16 protein-coding genes are annotated in these 22,463 nt (G+C 72.9%); 7 read left to right on the top strand and 9 right to left on the bottom strand.

The features are described from left to right. Nucleotides 1-5: 5 nt before the first annotated feature. The gene (locus tag V1634_RS17920) at nucleotides 6-1,175 is read right to left on the bottom strand and encodes an amino acid ABC transporter substrate-binding protein (protein ID WP_331208989.1); all 1,170 of its coding nucleotides are present in this window, start codon (nucleotides 1,173-1,175) and stop codon (nucleotides 6-8) included. Nucleotides 1,176-1,351: 176 nt separating this feature from the next. Here V1634_RS17920 and V1634_RS17915 point away from each other — a divergent pair, with 176 nt between their 5' ends. Then, nucleotides 1,352-2,383, top strand: a complete 1,032-nt coding sequence (locus V1634_RS17915; protein WP_331208988.1) for a LacI family DNA-binding transcriptional regulator — start codon at nucleotides 1,352-1,354, stop codon at nucleotides 2,381-2,383. Nucleotides 2,384-2,453: 70 nt separating this feature from the next. Here V1634_RS17915 and V1634_RS17910 read toward each other — a convergent pair whose 3' ends face one another. Then, complete coding sequence (locus V1634_RS17910; RefSeq protein ID WP_331208987.1) at nucleotides 2,454-4,838, bottom strand: ABC transporter permease; 2,385 nt, start codon at nucleotides 4,836-4,838, stop codon at nucleotides 2,454-2,456. Continuing rightward, nucleotides 4,835-5,527, bottom strand: a complete 693-nt coding sequence (locus V1634_RS17905) for an ABC transporter ATP-binding protein (RefSeq protein ID WP_331208986.1) — start codon at nucleotides 5,525-5,527, stop codon at nucleotides 4,835-4,837. The genes V1634_RS17910 and V1634_RS17905 overlap by 4 nt, the downstream gene beginning before the upstream one ends. 206 nt (nucleotides 5,528-5,733) lie before the next feature. Between V1634_RS17905 and V1634_RS17900 the strand changes: the two genes are divergently transcribed. Next, a complete protein-coding gene (locus V1634_RS17900; RefSeq protein WP_331208985.1) occupies nucleotides 5,734-7,104 on the top strand; it encodes a sensor histidine kinase in 1,371 nt (456 codons plus the stop codon). Beyond that, nucleotides 7,101-7,769 (top strand): response regulator transcription factor, encoded by a 669-nt coding sequence (locus V1634_RS17895; protein ID WP_331208984.1) that lies wholly within the window; start codon nucleotides 7,101-7,103, stop codon nucleotides 7,767-7,769. The genes V1634_RS17900 and V1634_RS17895 overlap by 4 nt, the downstream gene beginning before the upstream one ends. 131 nt (nucleotides 7,770-7,900) lie before the next feature. On the opposite strand, the gene V1634_RS17890 is transcribed toward V1634_RS17895, so the two are convergent. Together V1634_RS17890 and V1634_RS17885 are read right to left on the bottom strand one after the other, a co-directional pair. Continuing rightward, on the bottom strand, nucleotides 7,901-8,089 hold the full coding sequence (locus V1634_RS17890) for a hypothetical protein (RefSeq protein ID WP_331208983.1): 189 nt from the start codon (nucleotides 8,087-8,089) through the stop codon (nucleotides 7,901-7,903). Between the two features lie 281 nt (nucleotides 8,090-8,370). Then, a complete protein-coding gene (locus V1634_RS17885; protein WP_331208982.1) occupies nucleotides 8,371-10,863 on the bottom strand; it encodes a family 20 glycosylhydrolase in 2,493 nt (830 codons plus the stop codon). A gap of 345 nt (nucleotides 10,864-11,208) precedes the next feature. Between V1634_RS17885 and V1634_RS17880 the strand changes: the two genes are divergently transcribed. Next, nucleotides 11,209-13,380 (top strand): discoidin domain-containing protein, encoded by a 2,172-nt coding sequence (locus V1634_RS17880; RefSeq protein ID WP_331208981.1) that lies wholly within the window; start codon nucleotides 11,209-11,211, stop codon nucleotides 13,378-13,380. A gap of 128 nt (nucleotides 13,381-13,508) precedes the next feature. Further along, the gene (locus V1634_RS17875; RefSeq protein WP_331208980.1) at nucleotides 13,509-16,658 is read left to right on the top strand and encodes an AfsR/SARP family transcriptional regulator; all 3,150 of its coding nucleotides are present in this window, start codon (nucleotides 13,509-13,511) and stop codon (nucleotides 16,656-16,658) included. Here V1634_RS17875 and V1634_RS17870 read toward each other — a convergent pair. From V1634_RS17870 to V1634_RS17860, 3 genes are all read right to left on the bottom strand, one after another. Then, nucleotides 16,586-17,731: a cation diffusion facilitator family transporter gene (locus tag V1634_RS17870; protein ID WP_331208979.1), complete on the bottom strand. Its 1,146-nt coding sequence runs from the start codon at nucleotides 17,729-17,731 to the stop codon at nucleotides 16,586-16,588. The genes V1634_RS17875 and V1634_RS17870 overlap by 73 nt on opposite strands. Before the next feature lie 209 nt (nucleotides 17,732-17,940). Further along, a complete protein-coding gene (locus tag V1634_RS17865; protein ID WP_331208978.1) occupies nucleotides 17,941-18,633 on the bottom strand; it encodes an RraA family protein in 693 nt (230 codons plus the stop codon). 152 nt (nucleotides 18,634-18,785) lie between these two features. Continuing rightward, nucleotides 18,786-19,424, bottom strand: coding sequence for a maleylpyruvate isomerase family mycothiol-dependent enzyme (locus V1634_RS17860; RefSeq protein WP_331208977.1), 639 nt, complete (start codon nucleotides 19,422-19,424; stop codon nucleotides 18,786-18,788). A gap of 132 nt (nucleotides 19,425-19,556) precedes the next feature. Between V1634_RS17860 and V1634_RS17855 the strand changes: the two genes are divergently transcribed. Further along, a complete protein-coding gene (locus V1634_RS17855; RefSeq protein ID WP_331208976.1) occupies nucleotides 19,557-20,558 on the top strand; it encodes a sigma-70 family RNA polymerase sigma factor in 1,002 nt (333 codons plus the stop codon). 63 nt (nucleotides 20,559-20,621) lie between these two features. After that, nucleotides 20,622-21,002, top strand: coding sequence for a VOC family protein (locus tag V1634_RS17850; protein WP_331208975.1), 381 nt, complete (start codon nucleotides 20,622-20,624; stop codon nucleotides 21,000-21,002). A 93-nt stretch (nucleotides 21,003-21,095) separates the two neighbouring features. Here V1634_RS17850 and V1634_RS17845 read toward each other — a convergent pair whose 3' ends face one another. Further along, nucleotides 21,096-22,313: an extracellular catalytic domain type 1 short-chain-length polyhydroxyalkanoate depolymerase gene (locus tag V1634_RS17845; RefSeq protein ID WP_331208974.1), complete on the bottom strand. Its 1,218-nt coding sequence runs from the start codon at nucleotides 22,311-22,313 to the stop codon at nucleotides 21,096-21,098. Between the last annotated feature and the right edge of the window lie 150 nt (nucleotides 22,314-22,463).

Below are 22,463 nucleotides of genomic sequence, written 5' to 3'. Positions count from 1 at the left end.
CTACCTCACCACGCCGGCTTCGGGTAGACGAGGTCGACTTCCTTCGCCTCGGTGGGCAGGACGATCTGGATCTGCCCGCCGACCCACTGCTGGATCATGTGCGCGCCCTGCGGCTTGCCGGTGGCGTCCCAGGTGAGCGGCCCGACGACGGTCTCCACCTTGTTGCCGCGGATCCAGTCGACCAGCTTCTGCTGGCACTCCCCCTGCTCGGCGCAGCCGACCGCGGTGACGGCGGCGGCCACCACCTGGCCGGTCGTGTACGCGTTCGCCTCGTCCTCCTCCGGTGGCGAGCCGAACTGGGCGGTGTACTTCTGCACGAACTCGACGTTGCTCGGGTAGGGCGCCTTCTGGGTGTAGCCGGTCGGCGCGAGGATGCCCTCGGTCTTGTTGCCGATCGCGGCGGCGAACTCGGGGCTGGTCGGCGCGGTCGAGAAGGCCGCCAGCTTGGGCTGGTACCTGAGCTGTTGCAGCGCGACGATCAGGTTCACGCCGTCCTGGTACTGCGAGCCGCCCACCACCATGTCCGCCCTGGAGGCCGCGATCTTGGCGGCGATGGTGCCGAAGTCGGTGGTGTTCGGCGGGTACACCTCGTCGACGACGGTACGCACCCCGCCCGCCTCCAGCTTCGCCTTGAGCCCGTACGCGGTGCCCTGGGCGAACGGGTCGTCCATCGCGGCGTACGCGACGGTCGTCGGCCGTTGGCCGGGTGGCAGGGCCAGCAGGTATTCGGCGAGGTGGTTGTAGTGGTCGTCGGCGACCGCCGGTGCCGCGTAGAAGAGGTTCTTGAAGCCCTGTGCGAAGACCTCCTTCGCCGCGCCGGCCGGCTCGACGAAGAGCATGCCGTACTCCTCGGCCACCCGGGCGGCCGGGACGACGAGGCGGGTCGAGAAGGGACCCACCACGATGTCCACGTTGTCCTTGCCGATCAACTGCTCGTAGTCGGCGACCACCCGGTCGGCGCTGGACTGGTCGTCGAGAATCTTCAGCTCGACCTGCCGGCCGAGCAGTCCGCCGTTGTCATTGGTGATCTTGGCCCAGGCCTCGTAGCCGCGTTGCACACCCTTGCCGGGCTCGGAGAAGTCCCCGGTCAGCGGGAGCGAGATCCCGACGACGATCGGATCGTCGGAGGAGCCCGACCCGCCGTCGTCGCCGCAGCCCGCCAGCAGAAGTGCCACCGCCGCACCGAGGGCCGTTGCCCGTCGTGCACGTGTCGCTCGGGATGTCATTCCTGACGCTCCTCTGCAGAGGGTGAGGAAAGCGCTTTCGTAAGCGCTTTCGTACCATAGGCTGTGTCCTGCGTCACTCGCAATAGGTACCGCCGCGGTAGTTGATGTTGTTCCGGGAGTTGTCGATGCCGAAGCCTGGCGGGCGGTTGCGCCTCGTCGACGTCGCCGAACAGGCCGGTGTGTCGCTGGCGACCGCCTCCCGGGCACTCGCCGGCCGCGACGGGGTCAGCCCAGCCGTCGCCGACCGGGTCCGGCAGGTCTCCCGGGAACTCGGCTACGTGGCCAACCCGTACGCCCGCACCCTGGCCGGGGGCGTCAGCTCGACCGTCGGACTCGTCGTGCACCAGGTCGACGACCCGTACTTCTCCGAGATAGCCGGCGGGGTCATCGGGGTCGCCGACGAACAGGGCCTGCTGGTGCAGATCTGCCACTCCGGCCGCGACCCCGAGCACGAGCTGCGGCAACTGCGGCACCTCATCGCCCAGCGGGTCGGCATCATCCTGATCGCCGGCTCCGGCTACGACGACCCGCGCGTGCAGGCCGAGGCGCGGCGGGAACTGGCGGCATACCAGAGCCTCGGCGGCCGGGTCGCGGTGATCGGCCGGCATCCCCTCGGGGTGGACGCGGTGCTGCCGGACAACCAGGCCGGCGGGCGGGCCCTCGGCGAACACCTGCTGGCGCTGGGGCACCGCCGGATCTCGGTCGTCGCCGCCACCGGCGGGCTCACCACCGTCATCGACCGGCTCGCCGGGGTGGCGGCGGCACTGCGCCGGCACGGGCTGGCCCTCGACGATCTGCCGGTCGTACACACCGACTTCACCCGCGACGGCGGCCGGATCGCCGCCGAACGGATCCTGCGGGACCACCCGGACAGCACGGCCATCGTGGCGCTGAACGACTCGATGGCGATCGGAGTGCTCTCGACGCTGCGGGCGCACCGGGTCGGCGTACCGGAGCGGGTCTCGGTGGTCGGTTTCAACGACGTCTCGGTCGCCGCGGACCTGGCGCCCGGCCTCACCACGGTCCGACTGCCGATGACCGACATGGGTCGGATGGCCCTGGAGTTGGCCCTCAGGCCCAGGTCGAAGCGACCACGGCGCCGGCCGACGGGACACGCGCTGGTGATCCGCGACTCGACCGGCCCAGCCCCCGGCTGACCCCGCCACAGGTGCAAGGAAGGGCCCCCTCTTATACAAAAAGCGATAAGAGGGGGCCCTTCCTTGCAGACTATTCGGTGCGCAGTGCGGTGGCGGTACGGGTACGGGCGGCCCAGCCGGCCGGCAGCAGCGCGCCGAGCACGGCGATGAGCAGGCCGCCGAGGCCGAAGAGCACCAGCTCGGCGGGGTGGTAGATGTCCAGGACCGAGGCCGGCATGGTGAAGCCCGTGACCCGGCCCATCTCACCGACGATCACCCTCTGCATGAGCACGCCGACGGGTACGCCGACGGCGCCGCCGATCAGCCCCGTCACGACGACCGAGGCGATGACCATCATGACGGTCTGCCGTGGGGTCATGCCCAGCGCCTTGTGCACGCCGAGGTCGTGCACGCGTTCCCGGGTCTCCAGCACGACCATGTTGAGTACGCCCAGTGCGGCCACCGTGACCAGCATCAGGGTGAGCAGGGTGGTGAGCGTGTTGATCACGATGATCACCTCCTCGGCCTCCTGCTCGACGACCTCCGCGGTCGCCTCCACCGACCCCAGCGCGGTGTTCAGCGCCTCGACGTACGCCGCCGGGTCGGTGCCGGGGGTGAGCGTGATGTGGTACTCGAGGGCCCGCAGGTCCGGCTGGGCGGCCGCGAGGGTCGCGGCGGCGGTGAGCACCTGCATGCCTCTGGACTCGATGTTGAAGACCTCACCGACGATGCGGACCGGGATCTGCGTACCGTGGTCGGTCAGCACGATGCTGTCGCCGACCCGGGTGCCGGTGGCGGTCAGGAACGGTGTGGCCACCACGATCTCCCCGGGCCCGCTGAACCAGCTACCGGAGATCATCTGATAGCTCTGCGCGGAGCCGTCGCCGGTGAAGGCGAGGATCTCCAGGGAGCTGGTCAGCCCCGGGGTGGTCACCTCCGTCTGCGCGACACCGCTGTAACCGTCGGTACCGGCCTGTGCGGTGATCGCGTTGACGACCGCGACCGGGTCCGGTGCGGGCGGCGGCCCCGGCGCGACCCTCGGCCCGCCCTCTGCCGGTCGCCCACCCTCGGGCGGCGGCCCGGACATCGCGTGACCCGGATGGATGACGACGTCGCCGTGCTTCTCGGTGGCCCGGACCTCGTTCAGGGAGGCACCCAGGCCGACGGCGAAGGTCGCGGCGGCGGCGCCGAACGCGATCGCCGCGACCACGGTCGCCGACCGGAGGGCGCGGGCGAACGGCTGGGCCAGACCGAGGGTCACCGGCCGGGGCAGTGGCAGCCGGGCGGCCAGCCGGGCCGCCCACTGACCCCGCCCCGGCCCCGGGGTACGGCCGACGGCCAGCACCTCGACGGTGCGCAGCCGTCCGGCCCGGGACGCCGCCGCCCACGCGGTCCCGGCGACCAGGGCCAGCGCCCCGGCGAGCACCACGGCGTCGACCCACGGGGAGACCCCGCTGTCGGTCGTGCCGTAGACCTCGTTGGTCTGCGCCAGCACCGGAAGGACCAGGAGGTTGCCGGCGGCGACGCCGAGAACGGCACCGGCCACGGCGGGAACCAGCGCCTGGACCGTGTACGCCCGGACCACCTGGCCCGGGGTGAACCCGAGCGCCTTGAGGATGCCGATCCGGTGCGTACCGGTGCCGACCGCCCCGGCGATGACGTTGCCGATGATCAGCACCGCCATGAGTACGCCGAGCACCCCGAACGCGAGCAGGAACGGTACGAACAGCACGGTGCTGCCGGCGCTGTTGGTCCTGGTGGTGAGCCAGGACCGGGCTCCGGTCAGCGCCTCGGCGGGCACGCTCGCCTGCACCGCCGCCCGGCCGGCGTCGACCTGCGCGGCGGTGCCGCTCGCCGCGAACCGGTAGAGCATCTGGTAGTCGGCGGTCGCGCCCGGCGCGGTCAACGCCGCGATCTGTTCCGGGACCACCCAGCCGCCGGCGGTCTCGCTGACCGAGCGGGCCACCCCCACCACGGTCAGGGTCGGGCCACCGGGCAGGTCCGGCAGCGACAGCACGTCACCGACCCGCGGCTGCATGCTGGGCGGACGCCGGATGTCGCCCTGCACCACGATCTCGCCGGGGCCGGTCACCCACCGCCCCGCGGTCAGCGTGACGGCGTCCACGGGTCCGCCGGGATCGTCCCGCCCGACCACCGTGATCGGTCGTACCGGTCCCCGGTCCTCGGCCGGCGTGATCGTCGTGGTCGGGAACGGGCCGGCGGCAGCGGTCACCCCGGCCGCTTGCGCGGACGCCGACAGTTGCGCCGCCGTGCTCCGGGTCCCGTCGAACTGTGCGGTCAGGTGCGCGCCGCGCTGCTGGGTGAAGGCCCGCTCGAACGGTGCCGTGGAGGCCACCATCAGCGATCCGCCGAGCACGGCGGCGGTCACCGCGATCATCACCACCAGCCCGATCACCACCGTCTGTACCCGCCGACGCCCCACCCCGGACCGGATCACCCCGCCCAGCGCACTCATCGGACCGGCTCCATCCTGCTGTCGGCGGCGATCCGGCCGTCGACGAGCTGGACCGTGCGGGTGGCGCAGGACTGCGCCAGGGTCAGGTCGTGGGTGACCAGGACGATGGTCTGGCCCTCGGCGTGCAGGGCGGTGAGCAGGTGCCGGACCTCCTCTCCGGAGGCGGTGTCCAGCGCGCCGGTCGGTTCGTCGGCGAGCAGCAGCGCCGGTCGGTTCATCAGCGCTCTGGCCACCGCGACCCGCTGCCGCTCACCGCCGGAGAGCCGGCCGGGGTAGGCGGCGGCGTGCCGGTCGATGCCGAGCAGGCCGAGCAGGTCCATCGCGCGACGCCGCGCGGCGGTACGGGCCGTGCCGACCAGTTGCGCCGGCAACATGACGTTGTCCACCACGGTCAGGTCGTCGAGCAGGTTGAAGAACTGGAAGACCATGCCGATCTTCGCCCGTCGGTAGCGGGCGGAGCCCGCCTCACCCAACTCGTCGACCCGGACACCGTCCACGGTCACCGTGCCGCTGCTCGGCCGGTCCAGCCCGGCGACGAGGTTCAGCAGGGTGGACTTGCCACTGCCGGACGGACCGAGGATCGCGACCGCCTCCCCGGCCGCGATCCGCAGCGACACGGCGTCCAGGGCCGGCGGACCCTCGTCGTACCTGCGGCTCACGTCGTTCAGCTCGATCACCGGTGCCGTCATGGTGAATCCTCTCCTGCTCGTTGCGCCTCTGGCCGGTCGACGCTAGGTCCGGCCCGGGATCGCGGGCGTCGGCCGCCGGAGGCAAATCCGGTACCGCCCCGGGATGAGCGGACCCGGGGTCATCCCTGCGACGTAGTCGACGGAGGTAGCCGGGTGGTCAGCTCGGCGGATATCGCGGGCCGGAGACGGTGGGTGAGAATGACCCGGTGAGGAGCGGAGCGCTGCCCAGCCGGCTCTGGGCCCGGGTCAGGCTGCTGCTACAGCCGTCCGGTCCGCTGCCGACCCTCTCCTGGCGCGGCCAGATCTTCGACGGGTTGCTGGCGCTGGGCCTCCTCCTCGCCGCGATCGTCGAGGGTGACAGTCAGGACCGGGGCGGGCAGGCGTCGGTCGTCGGGTTCGACCACCGGGACCGCTCCGAGCCGTTTCCACCCCCGACGCCACCCGAGCCGGATCTGCCGCCGATCCCGCCCGATCCGTTCCGGCGCCGGGAAGTGCCCGAGCCCTTCCTGCCGATCGAGGACTACGAGATCGCCGGGACGATCCTCATGCTCCTCGTGGTGGTGGTGCCGCTGGTCCTCCGCCGCCGGTACCCGCTCGCCGTACTCTGGGTCGTCCTCGCCACGGCTCCGCTGGCCAGCGACTTCAACGCCGCGTTGCGGGTCTCCTTCTACGCCTGCGTCATCGCCGCCTACACGGCCGCCGTCTACAGCCCGTACCGGTTGCCCGCGCTGGCCAGCCTGCCGGTGGCGGCGTTCATCTACACCCAGCTCCGGGAGCCGGCGGTGCCCACCGTGCCGGACAACGCCGTCCCGTTCCTGATCCTCATCCCGATCGTCCTCGCCGCCAACGGACTGCGGCGGTGGAAACGGCGTGCCGACGAGGACCGGGCCCGGCTGGCCGCGCTGGAACACGAGCAGGCCGAGGCGCTGCGCCGGGCCGCCGAGCACGAACGCGCCCGCATCGCCCGCGAACTGCACGACGTGGTGACGCACAACGTGAGCGTCATGGTCATCCAGGCCGGCGCCGCCCGTAAGGTGATGCGGGCCGATCCCGACCAGGCCCGGGACGCGCTGCTCTCCGTCGAGGCCGGTGGCCGGGCCGCGATGGCCGAACTCCGGCACGTCATGGGGCTGCTGACCATGGACAGCGACGGCGCCGACCCGGCGGCCACCAGCGGACTGACCCCGCAGCCGGGCCTCGACCGGGTCGAGGCGCTGGTGCAGCGGGTACGCGACACCGGGATACCGGTCGAGCTGGCCGTGACCGGCGAGCCCCGCCCCCTGCTCTCCGGAATCGAGCTGACCGCCTACCGGGTGATCCAGGAGGCGCTGACGAACACGGTCAAACACGCCACCGGGGCGACCGCCCGGGTCCTCGTCGAGTACGGCACCGACGAGCTGCGGGTCGAGGCGACCGACACCGGCGGCACCCCCGGCGTCGCCGCGGCGACCGGCGACGGGCACGGTCTGATCGGTCTACGCGAGCGGCTGGCCGTCTACGGTGGCACCCTGCAGGCCGGACGACGACTCAGCGGGGGCTATTCGGTCACCGCGCGGATTCCGCTGGAGGCGCCATGACCGCACCGCTGCGGGTCGTCGTCGCCGACGACCAGGCGCTGGTCCGTACCGGTTTCCGGATGATTCTGACTGCCGACGGCATCGACGTGGTGGCCGAGGCGACCAACGGGACCGAGGCCGTCGACGCGGTCCGGCGTACCCTGCCGGACGTCGTACTGATGGATGTCCGGATGCCGGAGATGGACGGGTTGGAGGCCACCCGGCGCATCCTCACCGGTGCCACCGGCGATCCACAGGTGATCATCCTGACCACGTTCGACCTGGACCACTACGTCTACGCGGCGCTCTCCGCCGGTGCCAGCGGCTTCCTGCTCAAGGACGTCACTCCGGAGCATCTGGTCGCCGCCGTCCGGATGGTCCGGTCCGGCGACGCGCTGTTGGCCCCGGCCATCACCCGGCGGCTCGTCGAGCGGTTCGCCAGCCGCAGCGCCGACCCGGCCGCACCGCACCGCGACCTGTCCACGTTGACGCCACGTGAACTCGAGGTGCTGCGACTGCTGGCCCAGGGGCTGAGCAACGCCGAACTCGCCGCCCGCCTCCACCTCTCCGAGGCGACCGTCAAGACCCATGTCGCCCGCATCCTCGGCAAACTCGGGCTCCGGGACCGGGTTCAGGCCGTCGTCGTCGCCTACGAGACCGGCCTGGTCAGCCCTGGCGGCGGGTAGCGGAGCGGCCGAGCCGGCCCGTCTGCCTCCGACGACCCCGCCGGACGACCCATCTGGTGCCGGGGAGGGCCCCTCCGGCGCGACTCGAAGCTGTCGCTGCCGGAAGCGGCCCTCCCCGGCGCGCGTCGTCGTCAGGACTCGTCGTCGGCCACCTTGCCGCCCGGCCCGTACGGTGAGGTCTGCCCCTTCGGTACCGGACGCTTCGCCGTCTTGTCGTGGCTGCCGCCCGGCGGGTCGGTCGGGTTGGCGTCCTGAATCCGCTGCTTGGTCGTCGCCGTCTCGCCGCTGCGGCGCATCTCCGGCTGCTGGATGTTGCTCATCGCGGTCTCCTCTCGACGTCCCGACTGTTGACCTACCCCGGCGTACCCGGCTCATGCCGAGCCGGCGCCGCAGGTCGGCCGGGCCCGGCGGGCTGAACCGGCCGGACTGGTACCGGACGACCACCCTGTCGTCCGTGGGCGCGCTCCGCCCGTCCGGGGCGGCCGGGACGTCCGGGCCAGGCACGGCCGGATCGCGTCCGCTGGGCGGTATGTCGGAGATCGCCGCCCGACCGGTCGACGTCACCGGCCCCCGGGACACGCCCGGGGGCCGGCTTCGCGGGTCAGAGTCCCCGGCACTGCCCGGTGGCCGGGCCCCGCACCGTGTTCGGTACGCCGTTGTCGACCGGTGCCGGGGTGTTGCCGGTGCAGACCAGCGGGCCGCCGACGGTGTTGCCGGCGATCACCGGTGCCGGGGCGGTACCGGTGCCGGTGACCACGAGCGGGCCGCCGACCCGTACGCCCTCGACGACGAGCTGTCCGGTGGTGCCGGTCAGGCTCACCGGGCCGGCGACCGAACCACCGAGCAGTTCCACGGTGGCCGCACCGGTGGCCTGTACCGGCCCGCGCACCGAGGCCGCCGTGGCGATCAGCGAGCCGCCGGGCCGTACGGTGACCGGGCCGGTGACGGTGGCGCCGGCCAGGCAGGTCACGCCGGCCCCGACCACCAGGGCGCCCCGGTGCTGGCCGGAGACCCGGGTGGTGCAGGTGTCGACGGTGACGGTGAACTCGGCGCTGCTGGTGACACCGCCCGGCCGGGTCGCGGTGACGGTGGCCCGGTAGACGCCGTCCCGGGCGTACCGGTGGCTGGCGGTGGCGGTGTAGAGGCCGTTGATCCTGGTGACGCTGCCGGCCGTGCCGCTGACGGTGGCCGGGGAGGTGGTGCCGTCGCCCCAGTCGACGGTCGCGGTCACCTGATCGGGGGCGACACCCGGCGCGGAGATCGTGGCGAGCGCGCCGTCGACGGTACGCGTGTCGCGGGCGACGTCCGGGGCCGTCACGTCGACCCGCCACGGCACCTGCGGCGAGGCGTGGAAGTTCTGTCCCCGAAGCTGCCAGCGCAGGCCGTGCCCGGCCAGCCGGTGCACGAAGGAGTCGAGACTGCGTTCCGGGTGGACGTTCGGCGACCAGCCGATCTCCGCCGTCGCCGGCATCCGGGGGAACGCCTGGAACTCGATGTCGGCGCCGGTGAGCAGCGTCTCCGACCACATCGGCGCCTCGACCCCGAGGATGTGCTCGTCGGTCACCGCCGGCAGGGTCTCGCCGTTGAGCGTACGGGCCGGGATGTAGCTGCCCGGGTCGCTGCTGGTGCCGGACCAGTGGTAGAAGTGCGACACGTCCAGGATGCCGGCCCAGCCGAGCCCGAGCGGGCTGCCTGGCCACTGCCGCATGTCCAGGTAGGTGTGGTTGGCCGGGGACATCACGACCTTCATGCCCTTCTGCACGGCCCGCCGGGCGGTGTCGCCGCCGGCACCGGCCGGGTTGCCGTTGTTCCAGAACTGGGCGATGGCCGGGGCGGCACCGGGCCGGTCGAAGTTCGCCTGGGAGATCTCGGCCCAGCCGATCGCGGTCTTGCCGTGCGCCGCGACGAGGTCGGCCTTGCGGTCGACGAAGTCGACGAAGCGCTCGTGCGAGAGGATGGAGGCCGGCACCTCGTCGCCGCCGAAGTGGTAGTACGGGCCGGGGGTCAGTGCGCTGAGCTGCGCGACGATGTCGGTGAGGATCGCCCAGGTGTTCGGGCTCTCCGGGCAGAGCGCGCTGTAGCCGACGTCCGTGCTGAGGTTCCACACCGGCGGCGTACGGTTGCTGCAGTTGACGTCCGGCAGCACCGGGTCCGCCTCCGGGCCGGCGTACGACATGATGATCGCGTTGGTGTGGCCGGGCGTGTCGACCTCGGGGATGACGGTCACGAAGCGTTCCGCCGCGTAGTCGACGACGTCGACGTACTCGGCCTGGGTCCAGTGGCCGCCCGGGTCGTTGTTGATGGAGAACTGCGCCCCGATCTCGGTGAGTTCGGGGCGGCCGTCGATGGCGATCCGGAAGCCCTGGTCATCGCCGACGTGCAGGTGCAGCGTGTTGATTTTGTATGCCGCGGCCTGGTCGATGAGCCGCTTGACCACGGCCGGCGACTGGAAGTGCCGGGCGATGTCGAGCATCACGCCCCGGTAGCCGTACCGGGGGACGTCCTCGATCCGCACCCCCGGCACCGTCCACGGTCCGGGTCGGAGGGTCCGGCTCTCGATCCACGGTGGGAGCAACTGCCGCAGCGTCTGTACCCCGTAGAAGAGCCCGGCCGGTCGGGCCGCCGCCAGGCGTACCCCGGCGGTGGTGACGTCGAGCCGGTAGCCCTCGGCGCCGAGTTCGGCGGCGGCCACCAGCCGCAGTTCGATGTCGCCGACGCGTGGCGCGGCGACGCTGACGGGCATCGGATAGCCGGTGGGTGGCCGCAACAGCGCGGCCAGTCCGTCGGCCACCGAGCTGGTCTCGGCGCCGCCGCCCGGGGCGACGACGATCCGGCTCTCCCGGCCGAGCGTGAAGGTCTCCCCCGGCACCGGGACCGCGCTGACCGGTACCGGGACGACCTGGCCGGCCACCGGGACCTGGGCGGCCTCACTCGGCGCGGCGGTCGCTCGGGCGGCCGGGGTGCCGAGACCCGCCAGCACGAGGCTCTGGGCCACGAGGGTTATCCCGAGGGCGGCCCGGCCGAGCCGGGCCCGGCCCCTGGCTGCGGTACGCCTGTCGCGGGGTGGTGGTGTCGACGGGTCCGGCCTCTGCATTGTCACGCCCTCCTGCTGCGGCTGGGGCGGGCGCCCGCCGGGCACCGGCTCGTCCCCGGTGGCCCGGGGCGGTGCGGGCGCGGACGGCGGGCGATCGCCACGGATCAGGGTCATCGACGAAGGTGCGTCCGCCGAATGATAGGGACCGGAGAGCACAACTGTAAAGAGTCCTTACACTTCAGGCGCCGCCGGATCGCGACAGACCCGCGACGGAGCCGGCGATCCGGGCGACATTGACAGCTCTCGCTGATTGATTCACAGTATCGGGAGAGCGCTCTCTCATCCGATCGTCACCCGCCCGCAACCGGCCCGAAACCGTCGCGGGCCTCACCTCAGGGAGCACTGATGGACAGCGCTCTGTCCCCACCCCGCCGCCGACCATCCCGGGCCCGCCGCTGGCGCGTCCTGGCCGGCTCGGCCGTCGCGATCCCGGCGCTGCTCGCCGGCTATCTCGCCATCTCCGGTACGTCGGCCGGCGCCGCCGAGACCCTGCTCTCGCAGGGCCGGCCCGCCACCGCCTCCTCGACCCAGTCCGCCAGCTACCCGGCCTCGGCCGCGGTCGACGGCAACACCGGCACCCGCTGGTCCAGCGCCGCCGCCGACCCGCAGTGGATACAGGTCGACCTCGGCGCCGTCACCCCGGTCAGCCGGATCGTGCTGAACTGGGAGGGCGCCTACGCCCGCGCCTTCACCATCGAGACCTCCGCCAACGGCTCGACCTGGACCACCGTGCACACCAGCACCACCGGCACCGGCGGCAACCAGGAGATCGGCGTCACCGGCACCGGGCGGTACGTCCGGCTGCACGCCACCCAGCGGGGCACCGCGTACGGGGTGTCGCTCTGGGAGTTCCAGGTGTACGGCGAGACCGGCACCACCGCCTGCGACACCGGAAACGCCGCCCAGGGCCGGCCGGCGACCGCCTCCTCCACCGAATCCGCCGCCTACCCGGCCTCGGCCGCGGTCGACGGCAACAGCGGTACCCGCTGGGCCAGCGCCGCCGCCGACCCGCAGTGGCTCCGGGTCGACCTCGGCAGCACCCGGTCGATCTGCGGGATCACCCTGGTCTGGGAGGCCGCCTACGCCACCGCGTTCCAGATCCAGACCTCGACCGACGGCTCGACCTGGACCACCGTGCACACCAGCACCACCGGCACGGGCGGAACGCAGAACCTGACCGTCAGCGGCACCGGCCGGTACGTCCGGATGTACGGCACCGCCCGGGCGACCGGGTGGGGCTACTCGCTCTGGGAACTGGCGGTGCGGACCGGCAGCGGCCCGACCACCCCGCCGACCACCACTCCCCCGCCCACCACCACCCCGCCGCCCGGCGGCAGCGTGCTGCTCTCCTACCAGAAGCCGGCGGTCGCCTCCAGCAACCAGAACGACGGCACCTGCTTCGAGTGCCTGCCCGCTCGCGCCTTCGACAACGACCCGGCCAGCCGGTGGGCGACCAGCACCACCACCGGATGGGTCGACCCCGGCTGGATCTACGTCGACCTCGGCGCCACCGCCAGCATCACCCAGGTGGTGTTGCAGTGGGACCCGGCCTACGCGACCGCCTACCAGATCCAGGTCTCCGCGAACGCCAGCACCTGGACCCCGATCTACTCCACCACCAGTGGCCGGGGTTTCAAGGAGACGCTGAACGTCACCGGCACCGGCCGGTACGTCCGGATGTACGGCACCGCCCGGGTCGGCCCGTACGGCTACTCGCTCTACGAGTTCAAGGTCTACGGCACCGGGGGCAACCCGACGGCGCCACCGGCGATGCCGCCCGACCCGACCTTCCCGGCCAACAACCTCGTCTGGAGCGACGAGTTCAACGGCGCCGCCGGCAGCAAGCCGGATCCGGCGAAGTGGACGATCGACCCGGGCACCGGGCAGAACAACGAGATCCAGTACTACACGAACAACAACAACGCCTCGATGAACGGCACCGGCGCCCTGGTGATCGAGGCACGTCGGGAGACGGCCGGCGGACGCGACTACACCTCGCACCGAATGAACACCGGCAACAAGTTCCACGTCCAGTACGGCCGGATCGAGGCTCGGATCCAGGTGCCGAAGGGCAACGGCCTCTGGCCGGCGTTCTGGATGATGGGCGCCGACTTCCTCGCCGGGCGGCCGTGGCCGTACAACGGGGAGATCGACATCATGGAGGTGCTCGGCCGGAACACCCTGGAGGGATACTCGACGCTGCACGCACCGCAGTACAACGGCGGTGGCGGCTACGGGCAGAAGTATCCCGCGCCGGGCGGGGTCGACTTCGCCGCCGGCTTCCACGTCTGGGCGGCGGAGTGGGACAGCCGGGGCATCACGTTCAAGGTGGACGGCCAGACGGTCTTCTACGCCAGCAAGGAGACGGTGGAGACGACCCGCGGCCCGTGGGTCTTCGACCACCCCTTCTACCTGATCCTCAACCTCGCCGTCGGCGGTGACTTCCCCGGACCGGTCGACTCGAGTACGCCGTTCCCGTCCCGGATGCTCGTCGACTACGTACGCGTCTACCGCTGAACATCGGATGGCCGGTACGGCGGACCGGCCACTCCGCGGTTCACCTCCCGTGTCGGATCACCGCTTCAGGCATTCGGGCCCTTGCCTGGGTTTCGTCCGCACGCCACCCTGTTAGACATGGGGGCGGCATGGTCGTAGCTCACGAAAGCGCATACGGTGTCAGCGCTTTCGGGGAGTCCGGCGACGGCGGCGTCGACACGGTACGGCTGGAGATCCTCGGCTCGGTGCGGGCCTGGCGCGGTGGGCAACAGATCGCCTTCTCCTCACCCGGGCAGCGGGCCGTGCTCGGCCTGCTCGCGCTCGCCGCCGGCCGGCCGATGACCCGATCCGAGATCATCGACGTGCTCTGGGACGACAGCGCGCCGCCCGCGACGGCCACCAACGTGATCCAGACGCACGTCAAGAACCTTCGCCGACTGCTCGAACCCGACCGGCGCACGCACACCGCCAGCGCCGTCCTGCCCCGGGTCGGCGACGGGTACGCGGTCGGCGTACCCGCCCGCAACCTCGACCTCTGCGTGTTCCGGGAACTCGCCGGCGCGGCGTCCGACGCGTACCGCCGGGACGACCTGGCCGGTTCGGTCCGGCTCTGGCAGCGGGCGCTCGCGCTGTGGCGGGCCGAACCGCTGGTCGACGTCCCCTCACTCGCCCGGCACCCCAAGGTCGTCGCGCTGGCCGAGGAACGCCGCGCGGCGGTACGCAGGTACGGCGAGGTCATGATCGCTGCCGGCGGGGCCGCCGACGTGCTCCCGGCGCTGGAGGAACTCGCTGCCGGCAACCCGCTGGACGAGACCGCCCAGGCACTGCTGATCCGGGCCTACCACGCGCTCGGACGCCGGGACCGGGCCGTCACGGTCTACCGCACGGCCCGTCGGCGACTCGTCGAGGAATTGGGAGTCGAACCCGGCCCCGAGCTGGCCGGCGCCTACCGGGACGCGCTGCGGGCCGCCGAGACAGCGGCACCGGCGATCCCGACCGGTACCGGCGGCGCGCCGGACGAGTCGCCGGCCGTTCCCGCGCAGCTCCCCGCCGACGTACCCGGGTTCTGCGGCCGCTCGGCCGAACTCGCCAGGCTGGACAGGCTGCTGGTGCGCTCCGATCACCACACCCGGCCGGACCCGTCGACCGTCCCCGTCGTCGTGCTCGCCGGCACCGCCGGAGTCGGCAAGACCGCCCTCGCACTGCGCTGGGGGCACCACGCCCGGCACCGGTTCCCCGACGGGCAGCTCTACGTCAACCTGCGCGGCTACGACGTCGACCGGCCGATGCCGCCGCAGGAGGCGCTGGCCGGGTTCCTCCGCGCGCTGGGGGTGCCCGGCACCGAGGTGCCGTTCGAGCTCGACGAGTGCGCGGCGCGCTACCGCAGCGCGCTGGACGGCCGGCGGATGCTGATCGTGCTGGACAACGCCGCCTCGGTGGCGCAGGCCCGGCCGCTGCTGCCCGGCAGCGCCTCCTGCGCGGTGCTGGTCACCAGCCGGGACACCCTGGCCGGGCTGGTCGCCCGGGACGGCGCCGAGCGAATCGAACTCGGCCTGCTCTCCAGCGCCGACTCGGTCGAGCTGCTCTGGCGCACCCTCGGCGAGCGGGTCGCCCGGGAACCGGCGGCCGCCGCAGCGCTCGCCGAGCGCTGCGCCCACCTGCCACTGGCGCTGCGGGTCGCCGCCGAACTCGTGCTCACCCGGCCGACCGCACCGCTGGCGGTCCTCGTCGCCGAGCTGGCCGACCAGCAGCACCGGCTCCGGCTGCTCGACGCCGGCGGCGACCCGCGTACCGGCGTCCGAGCGGTGCTCTCCTGGTCGTACCAGCAACTGCCGTCCGCCGCCGCCCGGGCCTTCCGGATGCTCGGGCCGCATCCCGGACCGGACGTCGACCGGTACGCCGCGGCGGCGCTCTTCGACACCGAGCCGGAGCAGGCCCGGCACCTGCTCGACACGCTCGCCCGGGCGAACCTCGTGCAGACGGCGGGCAACCACCGGTACACCTTCCACGACCTGCTCCGGGCGTACGCGACCGAACGCTGTGCCGCCGACGAGCCGGCCTCGGCGGCCGACGCCGCCGCCGACCGCCTCTTCGACTACGAACTGGCCGCCGCGACGGCGGCGATCGACACGCTCTATCCGGCGGAACGGCACCGCCGGGCACCGGTGCACCGGCCGCCGGTCCCGCCACCGCCGATGCCGGACCCGCAGGCGGCCCGGGATTGGCTGGACGCGGAACGGCCCACCCTGGTGGCGACGGCGGTCCGGGCCGCCGAACGCGGCCGGTCGGCCCACGCGGTACGGCTGACCCTGACCCTGCTGCGCTATCTGGAGAGCGGCGGATACTTCGCCGACGCCGAACGGATGCACACGCACGCCCTGGCGGCGGCCCGGCAGGACGGTGACCGGGTCACCGAGGCGCACCTGCTGACCGGGCTCGCCGTGATGTACGCCCAGCAGGGCCGGTACGCGCCCTCGATCGCCCGGCTACGTGAGGCGGTGGCGCTGAGCCGGGAGAACGGCGACAGTGCGGGTGAGGCGCGGGCGCTGGGCAACCTCGGCCACGTCCAGCAGCGGCAGGGCCGGTACGACGAGGCGGCCGAGGCACTGCGCGCCGCGCTGCCGCTCTGCCGACGGGCCGCCGACCCGGCCGGCGAAGCCCGGGCCGGCGGCAACCTGGGGCACGTACTGCTGCGCCAGGGCAACTACCGGGAGGCGGGGGTGCACCTGCGTACCGCCGCCGTGCTCTGCCGGCGGATCGCCGACGCGACCGGCGAGGCGTACGCGCTGACCAGTCTCGGCGAGCTGCACCTGCGCGCCGGACGGCTGCTCACCGCCGCCGGCCGGCACCGGCGGGCACTGGCGTTGTTCGAGGCGGTCGGCGACCAGGCCGGCAGGGCGCTCGCGCTGGACGGGCTCGGCCGGGTACGCCTGTGGCAGGGAGACCACGAGTCCGCACTGGAGCTGGTCGAGCAGGCGCTCACGTTGCTGCGTCGGGTCGGTGAGCGGGCCGGCGAGGCCTCGTCCACGAACAGTCTCGGCGAGATCCTGCACCGGCTGGGCCGGCCCGACCCGGCGCGGGTGCAGCACAGCAGCGCGCTCAGCCTGGCCACCGAGATCGGGGACGCGTACGAGCAGGCCCGGGCGCACGCCGGACTCAGCCGGGCGTACCGGACGGCCGGTGACGACGGGCGGGCCGAGACGCACTGGGATGCCGCCCACGCCCTCTACCGGATGCTCGGGGTGCCCGAGGCGGCCGGGTCCCCGGATCGGCTGGCCATGCTCGGGCGGCCGTCCTGACCGCGCCGCCGGTGTGACAGCTCGGCATGGTGATGGTCGCCGGGGTGGCTGGCCGGGTCGGTGTGCACGGTGGCACCACCGAGCCGTGGTACGGCGTGTCCGAGCTGGTGTTCGGCGTCGGCGGCGACCTCGTGGGCCTGCAACAGGGTCAGGTCGGCGTCGACCACGAGGGTCGCCTCGGCGTGCAGCCGATGGCCGATCCAGCGCATCCGTACCGCTGTCACCTGCCGGACGCCCGGCACGGCCCGCAGGGTCGCCTCGGCCCGGTCGACCAGAACCGGGTCGACGGCATCCATCAGCCGCCGGTAGACCTCCCGCGCGGCGTCCTTGAGCACCAGCAGGATCGCGGCGGTGATCAGCAGTCCGACCACCGGGTCCGCCCACCGCCAGCCGAGCGCGGCACCACCGGCGCCGAGCAACACGGCCAGCGAGGTGAAGCCGTCGGCGCGGGCGTGCAACCCGTCCGCGACCAGCGCGGCGGAGCCGATCCGCCGACCGACGGCCATCCGGTAGCGGGCGACCAGCTCGTTGCCGAGGAAGCCGACGAGCGCGGCGGCGGCGACGTACGGCAGGTGCCGGACGTCCTGCGGATCCAGCAGCCGACGGACGGCCTCGTACCCGGCGAAGGCGGCGGAGGCGGCGATGGTCGCGACGATGGCGATTCCGGCGAGGTCCTCGGCCCGGCCGTAGCCGTAGGTGTAGGCGCGGGTCGCGGCGCGTCGGCCGAGGAGGAAGGCGATGCCCAGGGGTACGGCGGTGAGCGCGTCGGCGACGTTGTGCAGGGTGTCGCCGAGCAGCGCCACCGAATCTGACATCGCCACGACGAGCGCCTGCAACCCGGCGGTCACGCCGAGGACGGCCAGCGAGATCCACAGTGCCCGCAGGCCGGCCCGGGAGGTCTCCAGGGCGCCGTCGACCTTGTCCGCGGTGTCGTGCGCGTGCGGGGTGAGGAGGTGACCGAGGCGGTGCCACAGCCCCCGCCACCGGCCTCCGTGGCCGTGGCCGTGGCCGTGGTCGGGATGGTGGCGGTGGCTTTGGAGGTGGTCGCGACCGTGGTCGTGGCTGTCGGTCATCCGCCGCTGCCTCCCTGTCGGCCGGGCTGGCCGGTTGCGGTGGCGGCCCGGTACGGGCGTCTCCGCCGAGATTACGTGCTCATGTACGCACGCGACAACGCAGCAGGTGCCAACCCGTCGCAACAGCGACCGCCTGGCGGGGTCCGACCCCTCGGGCCGTCCGGCTCGCCGACCGACCCCGACCCTGGTGGGCCCACTCCCCCATCGACCTACTCCTCGATGGCGCCGCCGATCCGGCGCAGGTGCCGGCGGAAGCTGTACGCCGGATCGGCGGCCCGCCGGGCCAGATAGTCGGCAAAGCGGGTCTGCTCGCGCAGGGACCGCCCGGCCCGGATCCGCGCGGCCTGGTCGCGTTCGGTCCGCCGGATCTGCCGCGCGGTCGTCAGCACCTCCTCGGTCCGGTCGACGGCGACGAAGAGCACCCCGTCGTCGTCGGCGAAGACGGCATCGGCCGCGCCGACGGAGTGCGCACCGAAGCGCGCGCTGGCCAGGGCCGCCGGCTCGGGTTCGTCGAGGCGTACCGGACCGGCCGGGTAGCTGCCGTAGCTGAAGACGGGCAGACCGATCTCCACCAGGTCCGGCGTGTCGCGGTGCAGGCCCCAGACCACCAGACCGGCCAGCCCGGCCGCCCGGGCCTCCAGCACCACCAGGTCACCGACACACGCCTCGTCGGCCCGTCCGCCGTTGTCGACGACCAGGACGTCGTCCCGGTCGGCAGCCTCCAGAGCCTCCAGGAACACGTCGACGCTGCCGTAGTGCCGGGCCGGCAGTACGCGTCCGGCGAGCCGCTGCCCGGGTACGACGGCGGCGATGCCGGGCGGGGCGATCCGCAGCGGCACACCGAGGCGTACGCAGGCGTCGGCGACCAACGGCGTTGACAGCTCGGCGAAGGCGTCACGCACGAGGGTTTCCTCCCTGGTCGGATGCGGTTCGGTGGTGATCTCGCGCCACCGGCGGGAGGCCCGATGCTACCGACGGTCGACCGGTTGCCGGCCGGGCCAATCCAGCACCGGTGGCCCTGGTCGACGGCGGCACCGTCCCGGCGGGGGGCGGGTCAGTGGGGTGTGGGCTGCGCGGAGAACCGGGCCGCGTGCTCGCCGTCGAGCCGGCCGGGTGGCAGCCGACGCCCGCAGATCACCAGCAGCAGATCCTGGGCGAGACCCCGGAGCGGGCTGCCGGTGCCGTAGCTCCAGTCCAGGTCGGTGGCGTGCAGCGCCACCCCGCGCAGGTCCACTCCGAAGTACCGGATGTTTCTCGGCCGCATCCGGGACAGCACCAGGCCGACCCGGTCCGGTGGTACCCGGCGGTCCAGCCCGAGTCCGACGGTGATGTCGAGTCCGTGGATCACGTCGTGCGACAGCGCGCCGTGCACGCCGCCGCCGGGTGGTGTCCAGGTGTGCGCGACGTTGTCCCGCAGCGATCCGAGCAGGTGCTCGGCGGGTAGTTCGGCGGCGTCGCGCCGGGCGCGCCGGTCGGCCATCCGGTCGAAGCTTCCCCGGGCCCTGACCAGGTCCACGACGAAACGCCCGAACGAGTTCCGGAACGGCAACGTGGTGTGTGCGACGACCTCGCGTACCCGCCAGCCGGCGCAGAGCGTGGAGGCGTCCCACTGCTCCGGGCGGAGCGTGGCGAGCAGTTCCACCTGTTCCTGGCGTTCCGCCCGTACCTCGGCCCACAAATGATCTTCACTCATCAACTCTCCTCCAGTCCGGCCGCATCGCCCCGGCGCTCCTACCGGTGATACGAGGTGGGCGCGGGAAACTCATCGGTCCCCGGGCAGTTCCTCCGGGTGGCCGTGCGGGCCGGGGTGGGTATGGTCGGACCGGTGGTGGAGACGACGCCGGTGGGCACATCCCGGCTGGACGCGCAGACGTCCCGGCTGGAGCCGTTCCGGACGGAGCTGACCGGTTACTGCTACCGGATGCTCGGCTCGGGGTTCGAGGCCGAGGACGCCGTCCAGGAGACCATGCTGCGGGCCTGGCGGTCGTTCGACCGGTACGACGAGCGGCGCGGTTCGCTGCGGACCTGGCTCTACCGCATCGCGACGAACATCTGCCTCGACATGCTGCGCAGCCCGCAACGCCGGGCGCTGGCCATGGACCTCGGGCCGGCCGCCGACGGGCCGGGCATCGGCGCACCGGCACCGGAGCGGGTCTTCGTCCAGCCGGTCCCGGACGGTGTCGCGCTGTCGATGCAGGGCGATCCCGCCGATCTGGCGCTACGCCGGGAGACGATCCGGCTGGCGTTCGTGGCCGCGTTGCAGCACCTGCCGCCCCGGCAGCGGGCGGTACTGATCCTGCGCGACGTGCTCTGCTGGCGGGCCGAGGAGGTCGCCCAACTGCTGGAGAGCACGGTCGCGTCGGTGACCAGTGCGTTGCAGCGGGCGAGGGCGACGCTGCGGACCGTGGACCGGGCCCCCGGCGAACCGTTCCGGCCGGCCGACCCGGGCCAGCGGGACCTGCTCGCCCGGTACTGCGACGCGTTCGAGCGCCACGACGTCGAGGCGATGGTGGCGTTGCTGCACGAGGACGCCACGATGTCGATGCCGCCGGTCCGGTTCTGGTTGCGGGGCCGGGACCAGATCCGGCTGGCCCTGCTGGATCCGGCCGCGTCGTGCGCGGGTGCCCGGCTCGTCCCGGTCGCGGCGAACGGCTCCCCGGCGTTCTGGCAGCTCCGGCCGGCTCCCGAGGGCGGGTACCGGCCGTTCGGGCTGGTCCTGCTCGACGTGGCCGACGGGCTGGTGACGGGTGTGACCACGTTCCTCGACGCCGATCGGCTGGTGACCCTCTTCGGGCAGCCGGCCGAGGTGCCGCCGGTCGACCGATGAGTTCCGGCGTTCCGCCCCGTACCTCTCGATGAGAGTGCTACGACGGATCCCGAGGAGACTGACATGACCACCGTGCAGCCGATCGTCGTCACCCCCGACCTGCCCCGCCTGCTGCGTTTCTACCAGGGGTTGCTCGGCGCGGTGGAGGTACGCCGGTTCCCGGACGAGGGGCCGGTCTTCTACGTCTCCCTGCGACTGGGCGACTCCGACCTCGGGGTGGTCAGCGAGGCGGAGGTCGACCTTTCGACCCCGTCGAGGATCGCCCTCAGCGTGGCCGTGCCGGACGTCGACGGGCTGCTGGACGAGGTGGCGCCGCTCGGCGGGCGGGTGCTGGGTCCGCCGAACGACATGCCGTGGGGCCAGCGGGTGGTCCACCTGCACGACCCGGACGGCAACATGGTCAACCTGACCCAGGAGCTGGGCGAGACCGACCCGGCGGGCTGAGTCGCCGGCCCGGTGGCTCCGGCCGAGGTGTCCGACCGGCCGGAGTCCACCGGCTGTCCGGCGCCGCCAGGGGAGGACGCCGGACGGGTCCGTTCAGCAGCCGATCACCCAGTGGGCGGGACCGGTCTGCCGCAGGGTCGTGGTGGCGAAGACGTTGTAGAGGCCCATCCGGGCGCCCGAGCCGAGCGCGTAGGCGTACCCGCCGGACTGGTAGGCGCGCCCCGCCTGGACGTGCGCGTAGTTGCTGGCGGTGACGCAGACCGGGTCCTCGCCCGGGTCACCGGGATCTCCCGGATCCCCCGGGTCGCCGGGGTCGGTACCGGTGCCGAGGCCGAAGAAGAGCGCGTCCCGGTATGCCGAGCAGATGGTGTCCAGGAAGTACGCGGCGGCGGTGCCGCACTGCTCGGCCCCGGAGCCCGGGTCGACCGGGGTGCCGTGCCCCATGCCGGCGACCCGGTAGAGGCGTACCTGGTCGGCGCCGTACGTCTCCAGGGTGGTGCCGCCGGGCAGGGTCGAGGTGCCGGTCGGGGTCTGCGGGAGGCCGAGTACGTTGGTCCACTGGTCCCGGGACTCGGTGGCGTTGGCGGTGCCGACCGTGTAGTCGGCGGTGCCGTGCCAGATCGCCACCTTCGGCCGGGCGCCGGAGTAGCCCGGGTACGCCTGCCGGACCAGGTCGCCCCACTGGGCCGGGCTCCGGTCGACGCCCGGGTTCATGCAGCTGAACGCGTTGACCATGCTGGTGGCGCAGCGGTAGGGGATGCCGGCGACGATCGACCCGGCCGCGAAGGTGTCCGGGTAGGTGGCGAGCATCGTCGCCGCCATCGCCCCACCGGCGGAGAGCCCGCTGACGTAGACCCGGTTGGCGGCGATGCCGAAGCTGCTCCGGGCGTGCTCGACCATCTGCTTGATGGAGAGCGCCTCGCCCTGGCCCCGGGCGGTGTCACCCGGCTCGAACCAGTTGAAGCAGGAGGTCGAGTTGTTCGCCGATTTCTGCTCCGGCACGATCAGCGCGAATCCCCACTGGTCGGCGTACTTGCGCCAGCCCGAGTTGCCGAAGTAGCCGTTGGCGTTCTGCGCGCAGCCGTGCAGCAGCACCACCGCGGGAGCGTTGCCGGGCAGGTTGTCCGGCCGGTACGCGTACATGGTGAGGTTGCCGGGGTTGGAGCCGAAGCCGGTCACCTGGCCGAAGGTGGCGGCCTGGGCGGGTCCGGTGGCGGCGAGTACGCCGACCGCGGCCAGTACGGGCACCAGGGCGGCCCGCACCAGGCGGGCCAGGAGAGGTCTGCGGCGAGGACGGGATCTGTGGCGCATGGTGGACCTCCGGCGGCGGTGTGGGCTGGATCACGGTGGAAGTTGCCGCGACGTTACGACCCGCAGACGATCCGCCGACATGGCCTGCCGTCACACATTTCCCGACATCGAAGTGATGCCGATCCCCATGCCCCGGGAGTTGGTGGGCCG

It is taken from the genome of Plantactinospora veratri (genome assembly GCF_036421995.1).
GTDB classification, from domain to species: Bacteria; Actinomycetota; Actinomycetes; order Mycobacteriales; family Micromonosporaceae; genus Plantactinospora; species Plantactinospora veratri.
Note: the sequence above shows the minus strand (reverse complement) of the source record. Positions and strands in the feature narration are given on the sequence as shown.